This is a genomic window from Streptomyces sp. NPDC087300, from assembly GCF_044744425.1.
In the GTDB taxonomy this organism is placed as follows: Bacteria; Actinomycetota; Actinomycetes; order Streptomycetales; family Streptomycetaceae; genus Streptomyces.
Genome location: NZ_JBIUYI010000002.1, coordinates 496,364 through 516,021 on the forward strand (window position 1 = coordinate 496,364; position 19,658 = coordinate 516,021).

At 72.2% G+C, this 19,658-nt stretch carries 13 protein-coding genes; 5 read left to right on the forward strand and 8 right to left on the reverse strand.

The window, feature by feature from the left end; translation table 11 throughout:
- The first annotated feature begins 130 nt into the window (after window positions 1-130).
- The 5 genes from ACIO9J_RS07875 to moeZ all read left to right on the forward strand — a co-directional run bounded on the left by ACIO9J_RS07875 (window position 131) and on the right by moeZ (window position 6,293).
- Window positions 131-1,909: a DUF3492 domain-containing protein gene (locus ACIO9J_RS07875; RefSeq protein ID WP_401994245.1), complete on the forward strand. Its 1,779-nt coding sequence runs from the start codon at window positions 131-133 to the stop codon at window positions 1,907-1,909.
- Entirely contained in the window at window positions 1,906-3,162 is a 1,257-nt protein-coding gene (locus tag ACIO9J_RS07880) for a hypothetical protein (protein WP_401994248.1), read from the forward strand. Before ACIO9J_RS07875 ends, ACIO9J_RS07880 begins: the two co-directional genes overlap by 4 nt.
- Before the next feature lie 198 nt (window positions 3,163-3,360).
- On the forward strand, window positions 3,361-4,314 hold the full coding sequence (locus tag ACIO9J_RS07885; protein ID WP_401994251.1) for an NAD-dependent epimerase/dehydratase family protein: 954 nt from the start codon (window positions 3,361-3,363) through the stop codon (window positions 4,312-4,314).
- Complete coding sequence (locus tag ACIO9J_RS07890) at window positions 4,302-5,051, forward strand: spherulation-specific family 4 protein (RefSeq protein ID WP_401994254.1); 750 nt, start codon at window positions 4,302-4,304, stop codon at window positions 5,049-5,051. The genes ACIO9J_RS07885 and ACIO9J_RS07890 overlap by 13 nt, the downstream gene beginning before the upstream one ends.
- Window positions 5,052-5,114: 63 nt before the next feature.
- Complete coding sequence (moeZ, locus tag ACIO9J_RS07895; RefSeq protein WP_401994257.1) at window positions 5,115-6,293, forward strand: adenylyltransferase/sulfurtransferase MoeZ; 1,179 nt, start codon at window positions 5,115-5,117, stop codon at window positions 6,291-6,293.
- 60 nt (window positions 6,294-6,353) lie between these two features.
- Here moeZ and ACIO9J_RS07900 read toward each other — a convergent pair whose 3' ends face one another.
- From ACIO9J_RS07900 to ACIO9J_RS07935, 8 genes are all read right to left on the reverse strand, one after another.
- Entirely contained in the window at window positions 6,354-7,937 is a 1,584-nt protein-coding gene (locus ACIO9J_RS07900) for an alpha/beta hydrolase (protein WP_401994260.1), read from the reverse strand.
- Between the two features lie 140 nt (window positions 7,938-8,077).
- Window positions 8,078-9,625 (reverse strand): alpha/beta hydrolase, encoded by a 1,548-nt coding sequence (locus tag ACIO9J_RS07905; protein WP_401994263.1) that lies wholly within the window; start codon window positions 9,623-9,625, stop codon window positions 8,078-8,080.
- Window positions 9,626-10,272: 647 nt separating this feature from the next.
- Entirely contained in the window at window positions 10,273-11,670 is a 1,398-nt protein-coding gene (hemG, locus tag ACIO9J_RS07910) for a protoporphyrinogen oxidase (RefSeq protein WP_401994266.1), read from the reverse strand.
- Complete coding sequence (locus ACIO9J_RS07915) at window positions 11,667-12,929, reverse strand: TIGR04053 family radical SAM/SPASM domain-containing protein (RefSeq protein WP_401994269.1); 1,263 nt, start codon at window positions 12,927-12,929, stop codon at window positions 11,667-11,669. The genes hemG and ACIO9J_RS07915 overlap by 4 nt, the downstream gene beginning before the upstream one ends.
- The gene (narI, locus tag ACIO9J_RS07920; RefSeq protein ID WP_401994272.1) at window positions 12,926-13,648 is read right to left on the reverse strand and encodes a respiratory nitrate reductase subunit gamma; all 723 of its coding nucleotides are present in this window, start codon (window positions 13,646-13,648) and stop codon (window positions 12,926-12,928) included. The genes ACIO9J_RS07915 and narI overlap by 4 nt, the downstream gene beginning before the upstream one ends.
- On the reverse strand, window positions 13,648-14,265 hold the full coding sequence (gene narJ / locus ACIO9J_RS07925) for a nitrate reductase molybdenum cofactor assembly chaperone (RefSeq protein ID WP_401994275.1): 618 nt from the start codon (window positions 14,263-14,265) through the stop codon (window positions 13,648-13,650). The genes narI and narJ overlap by 1 nt, the downstream gene beginning before the upstream one ends.
- Window positions 14,262-15,830, reverse strand: coding sequence for a nitrate reductase subunit beta (narH, locus tag ACIO9J_RS07930; protein ID WP_401994278.1), 1,569 nt, complete (start codon window positions 15,828-15,830; stop codon window positions 14,262-14,264). The genes narJ and narH overlap by 4 nt, the downstream gene beginning before the upstream one ends.
- A 21-nt stretch (window positions 15,831-15,851) precedes the next feature.
- Window positions 15,852-19,502 (reverse strand): nitrate reductase subunit alpha, encoded by a 3,651-nt coding sequence (locus ACIO9J_RS07935; RefSeq protein WP_401994281.1) that lies wholly within the window; start codon window positions 19,500-19,502, stop codon window positions 15,852-15,854.
- Between the last annotated feature and the right edge of the window lie 156 nt (window positions 19,503-19,658).

Here is a 19,658-nt window from a genome sequence, read left to right on the forward strand (position 1 = left end):
GCCGTTCACCCCTTTTGGTGGCGCGATGGACAACCGTCCATCGCGCCACCGGCATGACCGCATACGTTCGTCCCGCTGCGAGCCGCCGGTCCAACGGTGGCTCCCCAAACGGGAGATCGGGGGTGCACACGTGCGCATAGGACTGCTTACGGAGGGTGGCTATCCGTATGTGAGCGGTGAGGCCAGGCTCTGGTGCGACCGGCTCGTGCGCGGGCTCGGGCAGCACGAATTCGACATCTACGCGCTCAGCCGCAGCCGGCGACAGGAGGAGCAGGGCTGGATCGAGCTACCGCCCCAGGTCAGCCGGGTGCGCACGGCGCCGCTGTGGGCCGTCGACGACGACGCGCTGTCCGGCGCGGGCCCCCGGGGAGGCCACGGGAGGCGGGCCAGGCGGCGGTTCACGGAGTGCTTCGGGGAGCTCGCCACCGTGGTCTGCCGGGGCGGTTCCGAGGGCGGCGCGGGCGGTGCGGCGGACGGCTCCGACGACATGGCGGACCGTTTCGGCAACGCGCTGTACGGACTCGCCGAACTCGCCCGCGACGAAGGCGGCCTGGCCGGTGCGCTGCGGTCCGAGGCCGCCGTGCGCGCCCTGGAGCGCGCCTGCCGTGCGCCCGGCGCGCTGCGCGCCGCCCGCACCGTCCGGGTCACCGACCTGCTCGCCGTCGCGGACCTGGTGGAGCGCGCGCTGCGCCCCCTCTCCCTCGACTGGTACACCGACGACGGTCTTGGCGCGGTCGACCTGTGCCACGCCACCTCCGGCGGACCCGCCGCCCTGCCAGGACTGCTGGCCAGACACTTCGCCGGAGTCCCGCTGCTCGTCACCGAGTACGGCGTGCAGCTGCGGGCGCACTACCTCGCCGCGGGCGAGACCGGCCTGAGCGCCCCCGCGCGGGCCCTGCTCGCCTCCTTCCACGGACTGCTCGCCGCCGAGGTGTACGACAAGGCCACGCTCATCACCCCCGGCAACACGCACGCCCGCCGCTGGCAGGAGCGCTGCGGCGCCGACCGGGCCAAGCTGCGCACGGTCCACCCCGGGATGGAGTCGGACCGCTTCACGGAGGTCGGCGAGAGCGGCTACGAGGACCCCGCCGCCGACCCCGGCACGCTCCTGTGGGTCGGCCGCATCGAACCCGCCAAGGACCTGATCTCCCTGCTCCACGCCTTCGCGGACGTCCGCAAGGAGGAGCCGGGGGCGCGACTGCGCATCGTCGGGGCGCCCGCCGAAGGGCCCGAGGCGGCGGCCTATCTGGCGCACTGCCGCGCGCTCGCCGCACAGCTCTTCCCCGACGAGGCCGACGGCGCGCACGCGGTCGGCGACAACCCCGTCTCCTTCGAGGAGATCGGCGGACCCGAGACCCCGGAGCTCGCCGACGCGTACGCGGCAGCGGGCGTCGTCGTCCTGTCCAGCGTCGTCGAGGGCTTCCCGATCAGCCTCGTCGAGGCCATGTTCTGCGGACGCGCGACCGTCTCGACGGACGTCGGCGCGGTCGTCGAGGTCATCGGCGGCACGGGCCTTGTCGTGCCGCCGCGCAATCCACGGGCGCTCGCCGAGGCGTGCGTGGCGCTGCTGCGCGACCCCGAGCGAGGCGCGCGCCTGGGCGCGGCGGCGCGGGCGCGGGCGCTCGAACTCTTCACCGTCGAGCAGAACGTCGCGGCGTTCCGCGGGATCTATCTGGAGATCGTCTCGCACTGTCCGGTGCGCAGGGACGCCCTCGACGAGTCGGGCGAACCGGTGCCGTTCGCCCACCCCGCGGAGGCGTCCGTACCGGGCCGCTGGGCGGTCGCGGTGGGACCCGCGGCCGGCGCCGAGCCAGGCAACGAGAGTGCCGGAGTGCCGAGTTGGGCCGTGCACCGCCTTCCGGAGGACGCCGGACCGAAGGGCGCGGCGCTGAAGGGTGCGGCGGTATGAACGGCGTGGAGCGGCAGGACCCCGACGCGGTGGACGCGCCCCGGGCCCCGCGGGGCGCGGGCGGCTGGGACGCGCGGTCCGAGGAACTCCTCGCGGCGGCGGCCGTGCCGGGCCCCGGCAGGGCGGAGCGCGCGCGGGCCGCGGTCGCCAAGGCGGCGCGGCGCGGCGGCGCCGACCCCGTGAAGGCCCTGATGCACCGGCACCGCGAGCTGTGCGCCCGCGCCGTCGACCCGCTGGAGATCGCCGCGGGCCTGGAGGCGCACGGCGTCACCGACCGCACCGCCGCCCGCTTCCGCCACCGCGACGTGTTCGCCCTGGCCGAGGAGATGTACGCGCGCGTGCCGCGCGATGACGACGACGGCACCGGTCAGATGGCGCCGAGCACCGCCGATGACGTACGCAACCCGCCCGAAGTACCGCCCGGCTGGGCCCTGTTCGCGCTGCTGCCCGGAGCCGTCTGCGCGCTCGCCCTCGGCGGGATCGCCCTCTCCGGGGGCGGTACGCGGCTCGGGGTGGGGCTCGGCGGGGCGGCCGCCGTGGCGGCGGCCCTGCGCATCGCCCTGCGGTACGGGCCGCTGCGCGCCACGGCACCCGCGTCCCCCGCCACGCGCGCGTGGGCGTGCGGGCTCCTGGCGTACGCACTCCTGGGCGACGGGCTGCTGGCGGGCGTCGTGGCGGGCGGTCCCGACGCGTTCTGGACGCCGTCCCTCGCCGCCGCCCTCGGTCTCTGCCTCGCCGTCGCGCCCGCGATCTGGTGCGCCCGGCTGTTCGCCGTACGGGCCAGGGGCAGGCTCGGGGCCAGCCGCGGGCTCGATGAATTCGCCGCGTCCGTAAGGCCGTTGCTGCTCGGCGTGCTCGCCCTCTTCCTGGTGGCGCTCGCCGCCCTCCTCGTCCTGTCCGATGCGGTGCTCGGCGCGTGGGGCGCCTCGAAGGGCGCACTCGGCGGGGCCGCCGCGCTCGGCGCGCTGCTGCTGCTCGCCCGGCTGCTCGCGGTCTACGGATTCACCCGCGCGCCCGCCCTGCTGCTCGGCGCGGCGGGCACGGCCGAAGCGGCCGCCGTGGCCCTGGTCGTCGCCGGGCGGCTGCCCGGGTGCGAGGTGCTCGCGCGGCCCGTCACGGCCGCCGTCGACGCCTGGGGCCCCGGCGCGGTACCCGCCCTCGCCTGCGGCCTCCCGGCCCTCGCCCTCCTCGTCCACGCCACCAGGACCCTGACCAGGGCATCCGCCCATGCCGGCCCCGGCGGGGCGCTGTGAACCGGCGCGCCACCGGCGCCTTCCACCGGCCTGCTACCCGCCCCGCGGGGGCCCTCCCGCACCACCGTGCCGACCACTCTCCCGCGGGGCCGACACCGCGGGCCTTATCCCGGCACCACGGCAACTTCCCGAAGGAGAAAGACAGATGATCACCCGCAGCCGCCTCCGCCTCCGCGCGGTAACCCCGGGAGGCCCCCGATGAGGGTGCTGCTGATCGGAGCCAACGGATACCTCGGCCGTTTCGTCGCCGACCGGCTGCTCGCCGACCCGGCGGTGCAGCTGACCGCGCTCGGCCGCGGCGACGACTCGGACGTACGGTTCGACCTCGCGAGCGGCAGCCCCGGCGCGCTCACCCGCTTCCTCGACGCGGTCCACCCGGGCGTCGTCATCAACTGCGCGGGCGCCACCCGAGGGGGCGCCCGCGAACTGACCCGGCACAACACCGTCGCCGTCGCCACCATCTGCGAGGCCCTGCGCCGCAGCGGCTGCGGGGCGCGGCTCGTGCAGCTGGGCTGCGGCGCCGAGTACGGGCCGAGCCAGCCGGGATCCTCGACCGCCGAGGACGCGGTGCCCCGGCCCGGCGGCCCCTACGGCGTCAGCAAGCTGGCCGCCACCGAACTCGTGCTCGGCTCCGGGCTCGACGCCGTCGTCCTGCGGGTCTTCTCGCCCGCGGGCCCCGGCACCCCTGCGGGCTCGCCGCTCGGCAGACTCGCGGAGGCCATGCGGCGCGCTATGCAGGCCGGTGACGGGGAGCTCAAGCTCGGCGGCCTCGGTGTGCAGCGGGACTTCGTCGACGTACGGGACGTGGCGCGCGCCGTGCACGCCGCCTCGCTCTCCGCGGCCCAGGGCGTCGTGAACATCGGCGCGGGCCGTGCCGTGCGCCTGCGGGACGCGGCCGCCGTGCTCGCCCGCGTCGCGGGGTACGGCGGCGCGCTGCACGAACTCGACCAGGTGCCCGTGCGGGCATCCATCGGGCACCCCCGCACCGAATCAGAACACGGGGCCCCGACCGCGTACCCCTACCCGGACGGCTGCGGCAGCTGGCAGCAGGCGGACGTGCGCACGGCGCGCGACCGGCTCGGCTGGCGGCCCCGCATCAACCTCGAAGAGTCACTCGCCGACATCTGGATGGAGGCCGCATGCCGCATCTGACCAGGACCGCCACGGGTGCCGCGAGCACCGACGTGCGCATCGGCTTCGGCATTCCGGGCTTCGCCCACCCGCTCGTCGCCCCCGCCGAATGGTCCGAACTCACCCGCCCCGGCACCCCTTTGAAGTGGGTTGTCCTGAATGTCGCGAACGGTCCGGGGGAGCGGCCCGACCCGCACTGCCTGGAGGCCGCGGGACGGCTGCGGAACGCGGGCGTCCGGGTGCTCGGTCACCTCGACCTGACGTACGGCGCCCGCCCCTTCGGCGAGCTGGTCTCCGACGCCCACCGCTACCTCGACTGGTACCAGGTCGACGGCTTCTCGCTCGACCGCTGTCCGACCGAGCGGGCCGCGCTGCCCGAGGTGCGCAGGACGGTCACGACGCTGCGCGCGCTGATCGACGACGCGCACGTCGTGCTCGGGCACGGCACCCATCCGTATCCCGGATACGCCGAGACGGGCGACCAGTTGGTGACCTTCTCGGGCCCCTGGAGCGACTACCGCTGGTCGCAGGTGGCCGAGTGGACCGCCGACTATCCGCCCGAGCGCTTCTGCCACTTCGTGCACGGCATGCCGCGCGGTCATCTGGAGGAGGCGCTGCGCATCGCACGCTGGCAGGGCGCCTCGACGATCTACTTCACCGACCGGGTCGGCGACGGCGGCACGAACGCGCCCTGGGAGTCCATGCCCGGCTACTGGGACGAGATCGTCTCGCGCATCGGAACAGGTGTCTCGGAATGAAGGGGGGCGTGGCAGTGTTACACGCAGAACAACCGTTCCGAATTTCCGACCAACGGAGTCCCCGTGTCGCTGCCACCCCTGGTCGAGCCCGCCTCTGAGCTCACCGTCGACGAGGTCCGCAGGTACTCCCGCCACCTGATCATCCCCGATGTCGGGATGGACGGGCAGAAGCGGCTGAAGAACGCCAAGGTGCTCTGTGTGGGCGCCGGTGGCCTCGGGTCGCCGGCGCTGATGTACCTGGCCGCCGCCGGTGTCGGCACGCTCGGCATCGTCGAGTTCGACGAGGTCGACGAGTCCAATCTGCAGCGCCAGATCATCCACAGCCAGGCGGACATCGGCCGCTCCAAGGCGGAGTCCGCGAAGGACTCGGTCCTCGGCATCAACCCGTACGTGAACGTGATCCTCCACGAAGAGCGGCTCGAGGCCGAGAACGTGATGGACATCTTCAGCCAGTACGACCTGATCGTCGACGGCACGGACAACTTCGCGACCCGCTACCTGGTCAACGACGCGTGCGTGCTCCTGAACAAGCCGTACGTCTGGGGTTCGATCTACCGCTTCGACGGCCAGGCGTCCGTCTTCTGGAGCGAGCACGGTCCGTGCTACCGCTGCCTGTACCCGGAGCCCCCGCCGCCCGGCATGGTCCCCTCCTGCGCCGAGGGCGGCGTGCTCGGCGTGCTGTGCGCGTCCATCGGTTCCATCCAGGTCAACGAGGCCATCAAGCTCCTCGCGGGCATCGGCGAGCCCCTGGTCGGCCGCCTGATGATCTACGACGCCCTGGAGATGCAGTACCGCCAGGTCAAGGTCCGCAAGGACCCCGACTGCGCGGTCTGCGGCGAGAACCCCACCGTCACCGAGCTCATCGACTACGAGGCCTTCTGCGGCGTCGTGTCCGAGGAGGCCCAGGAGGCGGCGGCCGGCGCGACGATCACTCCCAAGCAGCTCAAGGAGTGGATCGACGCCGACGAGAAGATCGAGATCATCGACGTCCGCGAGCCGAACGAGTACGAGATCGTCTCGATCCCCGGCGCCAAGCTGATCCCCAAGAACGAGTTCCTCATGGGCACCGCGCTGGAGAGCCTGCCGCAGGACAAGAAGATCGTCTTGCATTGCAAGACGGGTGTCCGCAGTGCGGAAGTCCTCGCGGTCCTGAAGTCCGCGGGCTTCTCGGACGCGGTGCACGTGGGCGGCGGCGTGATCGGCTGGGTCAACCAGATCGAGCCCGACAAGCCGGTGTACTGACAGCCGGTGCACTCGGCCTGCTGAAGAGGCCCCTCTCACCGACGGTGAGAGGGGCCTTTCTCATGAGCAGACCTTGCCGTCCTTCGGGACCTTGCCGGTGAGGAGGTAGTCGTTGACCGTGCCGTCCACGCAGTCGCTGCCGTTGCCGTACGCCCCGTGGCCCTCGCCCTTCCAGGTCAGCAGCGTGCCGACGCCCTTGCCGAGCTCGTCCGCCATCTTGCGGGCGCCCTCGTAAGGCGTGGCCGGGTCGCCGGTGTTGCCGACGACGAGGATCGGGGCGGCGCCGGGGGCGCTCACCTCGGGGGACTCGTGCTGTCCGGCCACCGGCCAGTCGTGGCACCAGCCCGCCGTGTCCCAGCCGAGGAACTCGCCGAAGACCGGGGAGATCTCACGGAACCTGCCGAGCCGCTGCTTGGCCTCCTCCGGGGTCGTCCGCGCCTTGTCGTCCAGGCAGGAGATCGCTCGCTGCGAGTGGCTCTGCGTGCTGTAGTGCCCGGAGGGATCGCGTTCGTTGTAGGCGTCGGCGAGCTGCAGCAGCGAGCTGCCGTCGCCCTTCTCCGCGTCCTGGAGGGCGCGGGTCAGCGTGGGCCAGGTCTGCTTGCTGTAGAGCGTGATCGTTATGCCGGTGATCGCGAGGGACTCGGTCAGCTCGCGGTCGCCGGAGGTGCGCATGGGCGCGGCGTCCAGGCGCTTGAGCAGCTTCACGATCTTCGCGGAGCCGCTCTTCGGGTTCTGGCCGAGCGACGTGAAGTAGTTGTCCAGGGCGCGCTGGAAGCCGCGCGCCTGGTTCTCGGCGTGGCCCACCGAGTCCGCGCTCGGGTCGACGACCGCGTCGAGGGTGAGGCGGCCGACCCGCTCGGGGAACAAGTGTGCGTACGTACCACCGAGTTCGGTGCCGTACGAGATGCCCATGTAGTGCAGCTTGTCGTCGCCGAGGACCTGGCGCATGACGTCCATGTCGCGGGCCGCGTCGGCCGTGGAGACATGGCCGATCACCTTCTTCGCGCCGCGCGCGCAGCCCGCGCCGAAGTCGGCCGCGTCCTTGAAGTACGTCTCCTCCTCGGCCGCCGTGTCCGGCGTGAGGTCGACCTTCCGCTCGGCCGCCTGCGTCGTCCTGTCGTCGCGGCAGCGCACGCCCTCGCTGGCCGCGACGCCGCGCGGGTCGAAGCTGACCAGGTCGTACCGCTCCCGCAGCGAGCCGTACATGTCGGCGAAGGACGGCAGCCCGGAGACCCCCGAGCCGCCGGGGCCGCCGAAGTTGAAGATCAGGGAGCCGATGCGGTCGCCCTTGCCGGTGCTCTTGGCGCGGATCAGGGCGATGCCGATGGTCTCGCCCTCCGGCTTCGCGTAGTCCAGGGGGACCTTGAGGGTCGAGCACCGCCACTGCGCGCCGGGCGCGGTGCTTCCTTCGGGCGCCTCGCAGCGGGACCAGTCGAGCTTCTGGGCGGTGACCGAGGCCGGCAGGGTCGATGAGGGGTCGGGCTTCGGCGTCGCGTCGGGGCCGTTCGCCGATGCGTCCTTGCCGCCGTTCCTGCCGCCGCCCTTGCCGTCCCCCTCGCCGTCGTCCGACGAGCAGCCGACGGCGAGCCCCGCCATCAGGACCCCTGCGGCGGCCAGGGCCGCGGAACGCACGAAACGCTGCATTGAGGCGCTTCCCCCCTTGGAAGACAGTCCCGCCATAGTAGGCGGGGGCGCTGACACGGGCCCGGACAGGCCGGGGTGGGTTGGTTCGGGGTGGGTTGGTCAGAGGTGGATCGGTTCGGGGTGGGGCGGGCCGGAGTGGGTCAGCCGCAGACCGTTTCCGGCTTCGGCACCGTGCCGTCCAGCAGGTAGCCGTTCACGGCGTCCCGTACGCACTTGTTCTTGCTGTCGTACGCCCCGTGGCCCTGGCCCTTGTACGTCAGCTCGACCCCGACGCCCTTGCCGAGCGCCTGCGCCATCTTCCGTGCGCCTTCGTACGGCGTGGCCGGGTCGCCCGTGTTGCCGATGACGACGATCGGCGGCGCGCCCTCGGCGCCGACGTCCGGGTGGTCGGCCTGGCCCTCCACCGCCCAGTCCGTGCAGCCGACCATGCCCCAGGCCAGGTAGTCCCCGAACAGCGGTGACGCCTTGCGGAACTCGGGGAGCTTCTGGTCGACGTACTGCGTGGTGTAACGCGCCTTGTCGTCCGCGCAGTTGATGGAGACGTTGGCGGCCTGGATGTTGCTGTACTCGCCGTTCTCGGCGCGGCCGTTCATCGAGTCGGAGAGCAGCATCAGGATCTTGCCGTCACCGTCGTACGCCTCTTCGAGTCCCTGGGTGAGGTACGGCCAGAAGTCCTTGGAGTACAGGGACTGCGCGATGCCGTTGGTGGCGGCGGTCTGGGTCAGCTCGCGGGGCGGCAGGCCGGGGATCGGCTTGTCGTCGAGGTCCTTGAGGAGCTTGGCGATCCGGTCCTTGACGTCCTGTTCGGTGTCGCCGACCGGGCAGTCCTCGACCTTGGACGTGCAGTCCTTCGCGAAGTTGTCGAGCGCGAGCTGGAAGCCCTTGGCCTGGCCGAGGGAGCCCTCCTCGGCCGTCTGGGTGGGGTCGACCACCGCGTCGAAGACGGCCCTGCCGACCTTCTTGGGGAACAAGTGGGCGTAGACGCCGCCGAGTTCGGTGCCGTACGAGATGCCGAAGTAGTGCAGCTTGTCGTCGCCGAGCACCTGGCGCATCAGGTCCATGTCGCGGGCCGCGTCGGTGGTGCGGACGTGCGGGAGCGTCTTGCCCGAGTTGTCCTCGCAGGCGCCGTTGAACGTCTTGACGTTCTCGACGAGCTTCTTCTTCTCGGTGTCGTCGTCGGGGGTGGAGTCCTGCTGGAAGTACTCGTCCAGCTGTTCGTCGTCCTCGCACTTGACGCCGGCGCTGCGGCCGACGCCGCGCGGGTCGAAGCTGACCAGGTCGTAGCGGGTGCGCAGCTTGGCGTAGTCCGCGCCGAAGGCGGGCAGCGTGGTGACGCCGGAGCCGCCGGGGCCGCCGAAGTTGAAGACGAGGGAGCCGATGCGGTCGGCCTTCTCGCCGCTCGTCGCGGCCTTGATCAGCGCGATGTCGATCGTGTCGCCCTTGGGGGCCGACCAGTCGAGCGGCGCCTTCATGGTGGCGCACTGCCAATCGGCTCCGCCGGGCAGCGGTGAGGGGGCGTCGCCGCCGCCCTCGGCGGCGTCGGGCGCGGGGCAGTCCTCCCAGCTCAGCTTCTGGTCCGGCAGGGCCTCGTCCTTGGAGTCGCTGCCGCCGCAGGCCGCGAGGGCGGCGACGAGCAGGGCGGCGGTGGCGGCCACGGCGGTGGCGCGCGGCTGGGACTGTGTGGGCATGTGCCCATCCTGCGGGGGGTGCTGACGGGGCGCTCGGGGCGCGGGCCGTGTGGGTGAGGGGGGCGCCTTGGGGGCGCCTCGGGGCGGGGTGTGGGGCGCGTCGCCTGCGGGCGGTGTGTGGCGTCGCCTCTGGCCGGTGGGTGGGGCGGGGCCGCGGCGGTATGTCCGTCCTCGCTATCCCGGTGAGCCGTCATGGTCGTGCACCTCGGCTCATGGCCACTTGTGCTCCGGGCAGACATACCGCCGCGTCCCCTCGGGCCGCCTCGCGGCTGCGGGCCGGTGGGTGCTACCGCCACTGCTGCCGTCACCGGCACGGCTGACGCTGGGGCTGCCGCCACCGCCGTCACTGGCACCGCTGACGCCGGGACCACGGGCCGGGTGGCCGGGGTGCTACCGCTGTGGGCAGATGTTCCGCACGGCGGAACGGGTGGGCACAGCCCCCGTCGCCGAGGGGCGGGTGCGGGGGCGTCTGCCACGGTGCGGGTGGGGTGGGCACGGTGCCGAGGGGCGGGCCTGCCACGGTGCGGGTGGGGGGTCACGGTGCCGAGGAAGGGGGGGGCGTGCGCCACGGGTGGGCCCCCACGGGGCCGAGGCGTGGGGCGGGGGCGTCTGGCACGGGGCGGGCGGGCGTAGGCGCGGGGTGGGGCTCAGCCCTCGGTGAGGGCCCGCGCGGCATCCGCCCCAGTGGACACGCACGCCGCCACCCCCACCCCCTCATACGCCGCCCCGCACAGCTGAATCCCCGACAGCTTGCCCACGGCCTCCCGTACGCGGGCGATCCGCTCCTTGTGGCCCACCCCGTACTGCGGAAGCCCCCGCTCCCAGCGCGTCACCCGCGCGGCGACCGGCTCGCCGATCGAGCCGAGCGCCTGGTGCAGCTCCATGACCGAGCTGCGTACGAGATGGCGGTCGGGAACGTCGAGCCGGTGTTCCTCGCACACGCGGCCGATCGAGGTGCGCAGCAGGAACACGTCGGGTGCCGCCTCGCTCTGCCACCGCCACTTGTTGGAGAGGAACGTGGCCGCCTTGATGGTGCGGCCGTCCACGGCCGGTACCAGGAAGCCGTTGCCCTCGGGCAGCGCGTCCCCCCGCGCGAGCGCCTTCGTCCGCGGGAACGCCATGGTCACCACGGCCGTGCTCGCGTGCTGGATCGCGCCGAGATCGGCGTCGGCGAGCGGCGCGTGCGGGCGCAGCAGCTCGGCCGCCTCGTACGCCGGCACCGCGAGGACCACCGCGTCCGCCTCCAACAGGAGCGGCCCGTCACCGGTCACGGCGAGCACCCGCCACCGCCCCGTCGCGGTGCGCTGCAGTTCACGCGCGCGCGTGCCGGTCAGGATCCGCGCACCGCTCGCCTCGGCGACGGCCCGCGGGAGCCGTCCCGTACCGCCGCGCAGGCCCTGGACGGGGACGACGCGGGGAGCCTGCGTCGCGCCCTGCGGCGCCCGCATCCCGCGCAGCGCGGACAGCAGCGGCTCCCCCCGTTCGGCGACCGCCGCCACCCGCGGCAGCGCCGCCCGCAGCGAGAGCCGGTCGGGCCGGCCCGCGTACACCCCGCCGAGCAGCGGCTCCACCAGACGGTCCACGGTCTCCTGGCCGAGCCGCCCCGCGAGGTACTCGGCCACCGACACGTCCTCGGTGAGCGCCTCGGCGGGCAGCGTGTCCTCGTGGCGCAGCCTGGCCGTCCCCTCCTCGGACAGCAGCCCGGTGTCCGCAAGCGCGTCGGGGTCGGCCGGGATGCCCATGACGTGGCCCTGCGGCAGCGGCCGCAGCGCGCCGTCCGACCAGAGGGTGGTGGGCGCGGGCGCCGGATCGCACAGCTCGGCGCCGAGGCCGACCTCCTGGGCGAGCCGTACGGCCTCCGGGCGCAGCGCCATCAGCGACTCGGCGCCCTCGTCCACGGCCGCGCCCGCGAGCGTGCCCGTACGGAGCTTGCCGCCGATGCGGGCGCCGCCTTCGAGGACGGTCACCTCCGCGCCGCCGCGCAGCCGCCAGGCGGCCGTCAGACCGCTGATGCCGCCGCCGACGACGATCACTGAACGCGTCATACCGCGCTCCCTTCCGTGCGGGCACCGCGCGCGGGACGGGCGGTCGCCGCGTCCGCGAGCAGTTCCCGCAGCTCGTCCTGGTAGGGGAAGCTCCCCGGTTCGTAGGCACACCACGGGTCGGCGGCGAGCACCCGCCCTGTCGCCCCGTACGCGCGCGAACGGGAGCCCCCGCACACGGTGTTGAACTCGCAGCGCCCGCACGCGCCGCCGAGCAGCGAGGGGTCGCGCAGCGTCGCGAAGAGCGCGGAGCCCCGGTAGATGTCGGCGAGCGGATGGTGCTTCACGTTGCCCGCCGACAGCGGCAGGAAGCCGCTGGGGTGCACCTCGCCGGTGTGCGAGACGAAGACGAAGCCGCGGCCCGACGAGACGTCCATGGGCGGCCTGCGCACCGCGCGCCGTTCCCCTTCGTGCAGCCCGAGCGCACGCGCGCGTGCCGTCAGGCGGGCGTACAGGGGGCCCAACTCTGGCCGCTCGCCGTGCCGTTCCAGAATGGTCCGCTGGAGTGCCACGCGCCGGAAGTGATGGCCCTCGGTGGTCTTGGTGGCGAGCACCGCACCGGTGTCGTACAGGAAGTGCAGGACGTCCTCGACCTCGTCGGCGCCGAGCGCGGACAGCTGCTCGCCGCGCCCCGTCGGCACCAGCACGAAGCCACTCCACAGCATCGCGCCCTCGCGCCGCACCAGGGCCGCGATGTCCGCGAGGTCCTCCAGGCTGTCGCGGGTGACGGTCGTGTTGACCTGCACCTTCAGCCCCAACTCGCGGGCGGTGCGCCAGCCTTCGATGGTCCAGTCGAACACCCCGTCGACGCCGCGGAAGGCGTCGTGGCGCGCGGGCGTGGACCCGTCGACGCTCAGCGAAAGGGCGATGGCTCCCGCGTCCCGTACCGCTGTCAGGTTGGCGCGGCCGAGCGTCGGCGTCCCCGAGGGGGAGACGGCGACGCGCAGGCCGAGGGCCGTGCCGTACGCGATGAGGTCGGTGAGGTCGGCCCGCTGGAACGGGTCCCCGCCGGTGATCACGAAGAGCGGGGACGGCTTCCCGAAGGCGGCGATCTGGTCCATGAGGCGGCGGGCGTCCGCGCCGTCGAGCTCCCGCGGGTCACGCTCGGGCTGCGCCTCGGCCCTGCAGTGCAGACAGGCAAGCGGGCACGCGCGCGTGGTCTCCCAGATGACGATGAAGGGCCGCTCGTCGACGGCGTGCCGGGGCCGCCGTACGACGCGTGCCGTGGCGCCCCTGGGCCGGCCGGCGGCGCCGTCGCTCATGAGACGCGCTCCCAGCCGCGCCGGGGCTTGCGCCCCGCGAGCTGCTCGGGGTCCCGGCTGCGGTAGACGACGTACGGCCTGAAGAGGTACTTGAAGGGGGCGCTCACGATGTGCGCGAGCCGCGAGAAGGGGATCAGCGCGAACAGCGCGAACCCGAAGACGATGTGCAGCTTGAAGGCGAGCGGCGCGGCGCCCATCAGCTGGTAGTCGGGCTGGAGCGTGAACAGGCTGCGGAACCAGACGGAGATGCCCTCGCGGTAGTTGTAGTCGACCGCTCCGGTGGAGTTGAGGACGGTCGCGATCAGGCCGAGCAGCATCGCGCCGAGCAGCACCGTGTACATCAGGTGGTCACTACGGAGAGTGGCCTTGCGCACGGCGGGCACCCGCAGGCGCCGGTAGACGAGGATGCCGATGCCGACGGCCGCGGCGAGCCCCGCGACGGCGCCCGTGGAGATGGCCATCAGGTGGTACGTGTGGTCGCTGACGCCCACCGCGTCCGTCCAGCTGTCCGGGATCAGCAGCCCGACGACGTGGCCGAGCACCACGAAGGCCATCCCGAAGTGGAAGAGCGGCGATCCGATCCGCAGCAGGCGCGACTCGTGGAGCTGCGAGGAGTGCGTGGTCCAGCCGAACCGGTCGTAGCGGGCCCGCCACACCAGGCCCGCGACGAGGAGCGTGACGGCGACGTAGGGCATGACGCCCCACAGGAGGAGGTCCATTACGCCGGGGTCCTTTCCGGGACGGTGGGCCAGGGCAGTTCGATCCCGGGGCCGAAGGGTTCGAGCCCGACGAGTTCCTGGGGCGGCCCGCTGCGGGCCAGCGCCTTCGCCTCGGCGCGGGTCTTCGGAGAGGGGCCGGGGAGCGTCCCGCAGACCGCTTCGAGCACGCGCGCGTAGGGCGTGCCCATGTCGGTGACGGCCAGGCGCAGGAGTTCGAGCCCGGCGCGGTTCTCCTCCAACAGGGCGGTGCCCGCATCCTCTTCGCGTGCCGCGAACTCCAGGAGCACGGGCAGGAAGTCGGGCAGTTCCTCGGAGTCGAACTCCAGGCCGTGCTCCCGGTAGACGCGCTTGACGCGCACCAGGGAGAGCCCGCGGTTGCGGGTGTCGCCGTCGGACCACCAGGTGAGGTAGAGGCAGCGGCGGTTACGGGTGTCGAAGACGTCCGTGTAGTGCGCGGCGAGGTCCAGCGGACGGTGCACACGCGCGTGGGCGATGAATTCCCGCAGCGCGGGCTCGTCCACCGCGTCGTGCAGCAGGTCCAGATCCGCGTAGAGGCGCTCGTCCGGGTACTGAAGGAGCCGCCCGGCGACGAGCCGGACGACGGCGTCGGGGGTCATGCGCTCCTCCTGGTGGGGCTGAGGTTGAGCAGGACGCGCTCCTGGAGGGCGCCGCCCGGGGCGTCGGCGACCGGGCAGCCGTCGGCGGCGTCCGCGGTGCCCGAGGCGTCCGCGGCGTCCTTGAAGGGGTGTGCGTCCGCGAGGGCGTCCGCGTCCGCGCGGGCCGCGGTCGGGATCACGTACCTGTCCTCGTACTTGGCGATCGCGAGGAGCCGGAACATGTCCTCCATCTCCTGTCCGGTCAGGCCGACCGCCCCGGCGATGGACTCGTCGCGCTCCTGGCCGAGGTTGACGCGGCGCATGTACGCGCGCATGGCGGCCATCCGGCGGAGCACCGCCTCCACGGCGTAGGTGTCGCCCGCGGTGAGCAGCGCCGCGAGGTACTCCACCGGGATCCGCAGCGCGTCGATGGCGCCGAACAGGTTGCCCGCGTCCTCGCCGTCCCGCCCGGCCGCGGCGACCGCCTCGACCACCGGGGAGAGCGGCGGCACGTACCAGACCATCGGCATCGTGCGGTACTCCGGGTGCAGCGGCAGCGCCACCTGGTACGTCCTGATCAGGTCGTACACGGGGGAGCGGCGGGCCGCGTCGAGCCACTCCTCGGTGATGCCGCCGGCGCGCGCGGCGGCCGCGACCGCCGGGTCGCGCGGATCGAGGAAGCACTCCAACTGGGCCGGGTAGAGGTCGTGTTCGTCCTCGACCGAGGCGGCCTCCGTCACCTTGTCGGCGTCGTACAGCATCACGCCGAGGTAGCGCATGCGCCCCACGCACGTCTCGGAGCAGATCGTCGGCATCCCGGCCTCCAGGCGCGGGAAGCAGAACGTGCACTTCTCGGCCTTGCCGGTGGAGTGGTTGAAGTAGACCTTCTTGTAGGGGCAGCCGGTGACGCACATCCGCCAGCCCCTGCACTGGTCCTGGTCGACCAGGACGATGCCGTCCTCCACGCGCTTGTACATCGCTCCGGAGGGGCACGACGAGACGCACGCGGGGTTGAGGCAGTGCTCGCAGACCCGCGGCAGATAGAACATGAAGCTCTGCTCGAACTCGAAGCGGATCTTCTCGCCGACCTCGTCGCGGATCTTCTCGACGAGCGGGTCCTTGGGCCCGTGCTCGGGCGCGCCGCCGAGGTTGTCGTCCCAGTTGGGGCCCCACTCGATCGTGCCGATGGGCTCGCCGGTGACCTGCGAGACCGGCTTGGCGACGGGCATGTCGTCGCCGGCCGGGGCGTCGGTGAGGTTCTTGTACTCGTACGTCCAGGGCTGGTAGTAGTCCGAGATCTCCGGCAGTTCGGGGTTGGCGAAGATCTGGCCGAGCCGCTTGAGGCGCCCTCCCGCGCGCAGCCGCAGCCGCCCCGACCTGGTCCGCTCCCAGCCGCCGTGCCACCGCTCCTGGTCCTCCCAGCGTCGCGGATAGCCCTGCCCGGGGAGCGTCTCGACGTTGTTGAACCAGACGTACTCGGTGCCCTTGCGGTTGGTCCACGCCTGCTTGCAGGTGACCGAACAGGTGTGGCAGCCGATGCACTTGTCGAGGTTCATGACCATGGCTACTTGGGCCATCACGCGCATGGGTTCAGTGCTCCGGGGCTTCTAGTAGGACACGGTCTGCGAGCGGCGGCGGATGACCGTCACCTCGTCGCGCTGGTTGCCGGTCGGGCCGAGGTAGTTGAAGGCCCAGGTCAACTGGGCGTAGCCGCCGACCAGATGGGTGGGCTTGAGCATGATCCGGGTGAGCGAGTTGTGGATGCCGCCCCTGCGGCCCGTCTTCTCCGTCTTGGGGACGCCGACCGTGCGCTCCTGGGCGTGGTTCATGTAGACCGTGCCGGGCGGCATCTTGTGGGAGACGATCGCGCGGGCCGTGATGACGCCGTTGCGGTTCACCGCCTCGATCCACTCGTTGTCGCGGACCCCGATGGCCTGGGCGTCCTGCGGGGACATCCACACGGTCTGGCCGCCGCGCCCCAGCGTCATCATGTAGAGGTTGTCCTGGTACTGGGAGTGGATCGCCCACTTGTTGTGCGGGGTGAGGAAGCGCACCGCGACCTCGCGGCCGTCCGGCTGAGAACCCAACTCGGGCTCTCCGTAGAGGCGGTGCATGTTCAGCGGCGGCTTGTAGACGGGCAGTGCCTCGCCGACCTCGTGGATCCAGTCGTGGTCGAGGAAGAAGTGCTGGCGCCCGGTGAGCGTGTGCCAGGGCTTCAGGTGCTCGGTGTTGACGGTGAACGCCGTGTAGCGGCGCCCGCCGGACTCGCTGCCCGACCACTCCGGAGACGTGATGACCGGCACCGGACGGGCCTGGGTGTCCGCGAACGTGATCCGCTTGCCCTCGGCCTCGGCGGCCAGATGGGCCAGCTCCGTCCCGACGCGCTTCTCCAGGGTGTGGAAGCCCTGGGTGGCCAGGCGGCCGTTGGAGGTCCCGGAGAGCGACAGGATCGCCTCACAGGCCCGCTGCGCGGTGTCCAGGCGCGGCCTGCCGTCGGCGACGCCGCCGCGCGCCGTGCCGTTCTTCTGCTTCAGGTACGCGACCTCCTCGGCGACGTCGAAGGTCACCGCCTTCGTGGTCACCCCGAGCTTGTCGACGAGCGGGCCGAGCGCCGCGAACTTCTCACCGACCGCTCCGTAGTCGCGCTCCACGACGGCGAGGTTGTACATGGTGCGCCCCGGTACCGGCTCGCACTCGCCCTTCGACCAGTCGAGGGCCACCCCGCCGGGCTGCGCCATCTCGCCGCCAGGAGTGTCGTGTTGCAGCGCCGTGGCGACCAGGTCGTGGCGTACGCCCAGGTGGTCGCCCGCCAGTTCGCTGAAGCGCCGGGCGACGGCGAGGAACGTGTCGTAGTCGGTGCGGGCCTGCCAGGGCGGGTCCACGGCGGGCGTGAACGCGTGCAGGAAGGGATGCATGTCGGTGGACGACAGGTCGTGCTTCTCGTACCAGGTGGCGGCCGGCAGGACGACATCGGAGAGCAGCGTCGTGGACGTCATCCGGAAGTCGAGACAGAGCAGCAGATCGAGCTTGCCCTCGACGTCCTCGGCGTGCCACTTCACGTCGCGCGGCGCACAACGCGGCCCGTCGTCGGGCAGGTTGGAGTGGGTGCCGAGCAGATGCTTCAGGAAGTACTCGTTGCCCTTGGAGGACGAGCCGAGCAGATTGGCCCGCCACACGTTGAGCACGCGCGGCCAGTTGCCCGGCGCGTCGGGATCCTCTCCCGCGAAGCCCAGCGTGCCCTCCTTGAGCTCGCGGACGGTGTTCGCCACCGGGTCATCGGCCTCGCCGAGCTCCAGCGGATTGCGGTCGAAGGTCGGGTACGACGGCATCCAGCCCATCCGCGCGGACGCGGCCAGGCAGTCGGCGCCGGTCATCCCCTCGAAGCGGCCGTCGCCGAGCGGCGAAGCGAGGGACTCGGCGGGCAGCGTGTCGTAGCGCCACTGGTCGGTGTGGAGGTAGAACCAGCCCGCGCCGATCATGTGCCGGGGCGGCCGCGCCCAGTCCGACGCGCTCGCGAGCGTCGCCCAGCCGGTCACCGGACGGCACTTCTCCTGCCCTACGTAGTGGCCCCATCCGCCGCCGTTGCGCCCCTGGCAGCCGGTGAGCGTCAGCAGCGCCAGGAAGGCGCGGTAGATGGTCTCGGAGTGGAACCAGTGGTTGGTGCCCGCGCCCATCAGGATCATGCAGCGGCCCTGGGAGGCCTCTGCGGTCTCGGCGAACTCCCGCGCCACGCGCGTGGCCTGCGCCGCGGGCACCGAGGTGAGCGTCTCCTGCCAGGCGGGCGTGCCGGGCTGGGCGGCGTCTTCGTAGGAGTGGGGCCACTCACCGGGCAGCCCCGCGCGCGGGACGCCGTACTGGGCGAGCATCAGGTCGAGGACGGTGGTGACGAGTCGGCCGCCGATCCGGCGCACCGGAACTCCCCGGCGGATGACAGCGTCGGCGTCGTCCTCGAAGCGGGGCAGCAGGATCTCGGCGCTCTCGGTACCCTCGCCGTGCAACGTGAGCCGGGGCACGGTGTCACCCAGGTCGAGGTTCCAGTCGGGCTTCTCGGAGGCGCCCCAGCGGTGGCCGAGCGTGCCGTTGGGCACCGTCGGCTCGCCGCTCGCGTCGTCGATCAGGACGGTCTTCCACTGCGCGTTCTCGGTGTCCTCGCCGAGATCCGCCGCGGTGAGGAACTTGTGCGGTACGAGGCCCTTCTCCGTCTCGTCGAGCGTGACCAGGAAGGGCAGGTCCGTATAGCGGCGTACGTAATCCTGGAAGAACGGCGTCTGCCGGTCGACGAAGAATTCCTTCAGGATTACGTGGCCCATGGCGAGCGCGAGCGCACCGTCGGTTCCGGGGTGCGGATGCATCCACTCGTCCGCGAATTTCGTGTTGTCCGCGAAATCCGGCGACACGGTGACGACTTTCTGCCCCCGATAACGCGCCTCGGTCATCCAGTGCGCGTCCGGCGTCCGCGTCACCGGCACATTGGAGCCCCACATCATGAGATACGCGGCGTCCCACCAGTCGCCCGATTCGGGCACGTCGGTCTGGTCGCCGAACACCTGCGGCGATGCCACGGGGAGATCCGCGTACCAGTCGTAGAACGACAGCATCGGGGCGCCGATGAGGGAATGGAAACGCGCGCCCGCGGCATGCGAGGCCATCGACATCGCGGGAATGGGGGAGAAGCCGGCGATCCGGTCGGGGCCGTGCTCCTTGATGGTGTGGACGTGCGCGGCCGCGACGATCTCGACGGCCTCGTCCCACGTCGCCCGCACCAGACCGCCCTTGCCGCGCGCCTGCTGGTACTTCCTGCGGCGCTCCGGATCGGCCTGGATGTCCGCCCAGGCGAGCACCGGGTCCTTCAGCCGGGACTTCGCCTCGCGGTACATCTCAAGGAGGGTTCCGCGCACATGCGGATACCGCACGCGCGTCGGCGAATACGTGTACCAGGAGAAAGAGGCGCCGCGCGGACACCCTCGGGGTTCGTATTCGGGACGGTCGGGCCCGACGGACGGGTAATCCGTGGCCTGCGTCTCCCAGGTGATGATGCCGTCCTTGACGTACACCTTCCACCGGCACGAGCCCGTGCAATTCACGCCGTGCGTGGAATACACGACCTTGTCATGACTCCATCGATCCCGGTAGAAGACTTCGCCGTCCCGGCCGCCGACATGCTGCACCCGGTGCAGATCATCGGACGTCTCGGCGGTACGGGAAAAGAAACTTCCGGCCTTCACGAGCGTCTCCGCGACGTCTTTTCTCTGCTGCAACGTCACATCTCCTGGGCGTCCCGAAGAAAAGGCCGCACGGCACGTGCCGCCTGCATCGACCCTAAGCCTCAATTCGGTTGCCACCCCGGGGACTTAGGTCCCTCACAGGCGTGACCTCTTGCCGGAATTCCACGGGTCCTGTGCTGCCAGACTGGA

What these genes read in the sequence shown, in the direction of transcription:
- ACIO9J_RS07890 (WP_401994254.1), top strand. Translation starts at nt 4,302, where the DNA reads ATGCCGCATCTGACCAGGACCGCCACGGGTGCCGCGAGCACCGACGTG.
- hemG (WP_401994266.1), bottom strand. Translation starts at nt 11,670, where the DNA reads ATGACGCGTTCAGTGATCGTCGTCGGCGGCGGCATCAGCGGTCTGACG.
- narI (WP_401994272.1), bottom strand. Translation starts at nt 13,648, where the DNA reads ATGGACCTCCTCCTGTGGGGCGTCATGCCCTACGTCGCCGTCACGCTC.
- ACIO9J_RS07915 (WP_401994269.1), bottom strand. Translation starts at nt 12,929, where the DNA reads ATGAGCGACGGCGCCGCCGGCCGGCCCAGGGGCGCCACGGCACGCGTC.
- ACIO9J_RS07900 (WP_401994260.1), bottom strand. Translation starts at nt 7,937, where the DNA reads ATGCAGCGTTTCGTGCGTTCCGCGGCCCTGGCCGCCGCAGGGGTCCTG.
- ACIO9J_RS07885 (WP_401994251.1), top strand. Translation starts at nt 3,361, where the DNA reads ATGAGGGTGCTGCTGATCGGAGCCAACGGATACCTCGGCCGTTTCGTC.
- ACIO9J_RS07880 (WP_401994248.1), top strand. Translation starts at nt 1,906, where the DNA reads ATGAACGGCGTGGAGCGGCAGGACCCCGACGCGGTGGACGCGCCCCGG.
- narJ (WP_401994275.1), bottom strand. Translation starts at nt 14,265, where the DNA reads ATGACCCCCGACGCCGTCGTCCGGCTCGTCGCCGGGCGGCTCCTTCAG.
- ACIO9J_RS07905 (WP_401994263.1), bottom strand. Translation starts at nt 9,625, where the DNA reads ATGCCCACACAGTCCCAGCCGCGCGCCACCGCCGTGGCCGCCACCGCC.
- narH (WP_401994278.1), bottom strand. Translation starts at nt 15,830, where the DNA reads ATGCGCGTGATGGCCCAAGTAGCCATGGTCATGAACCTCGACAAGTGC.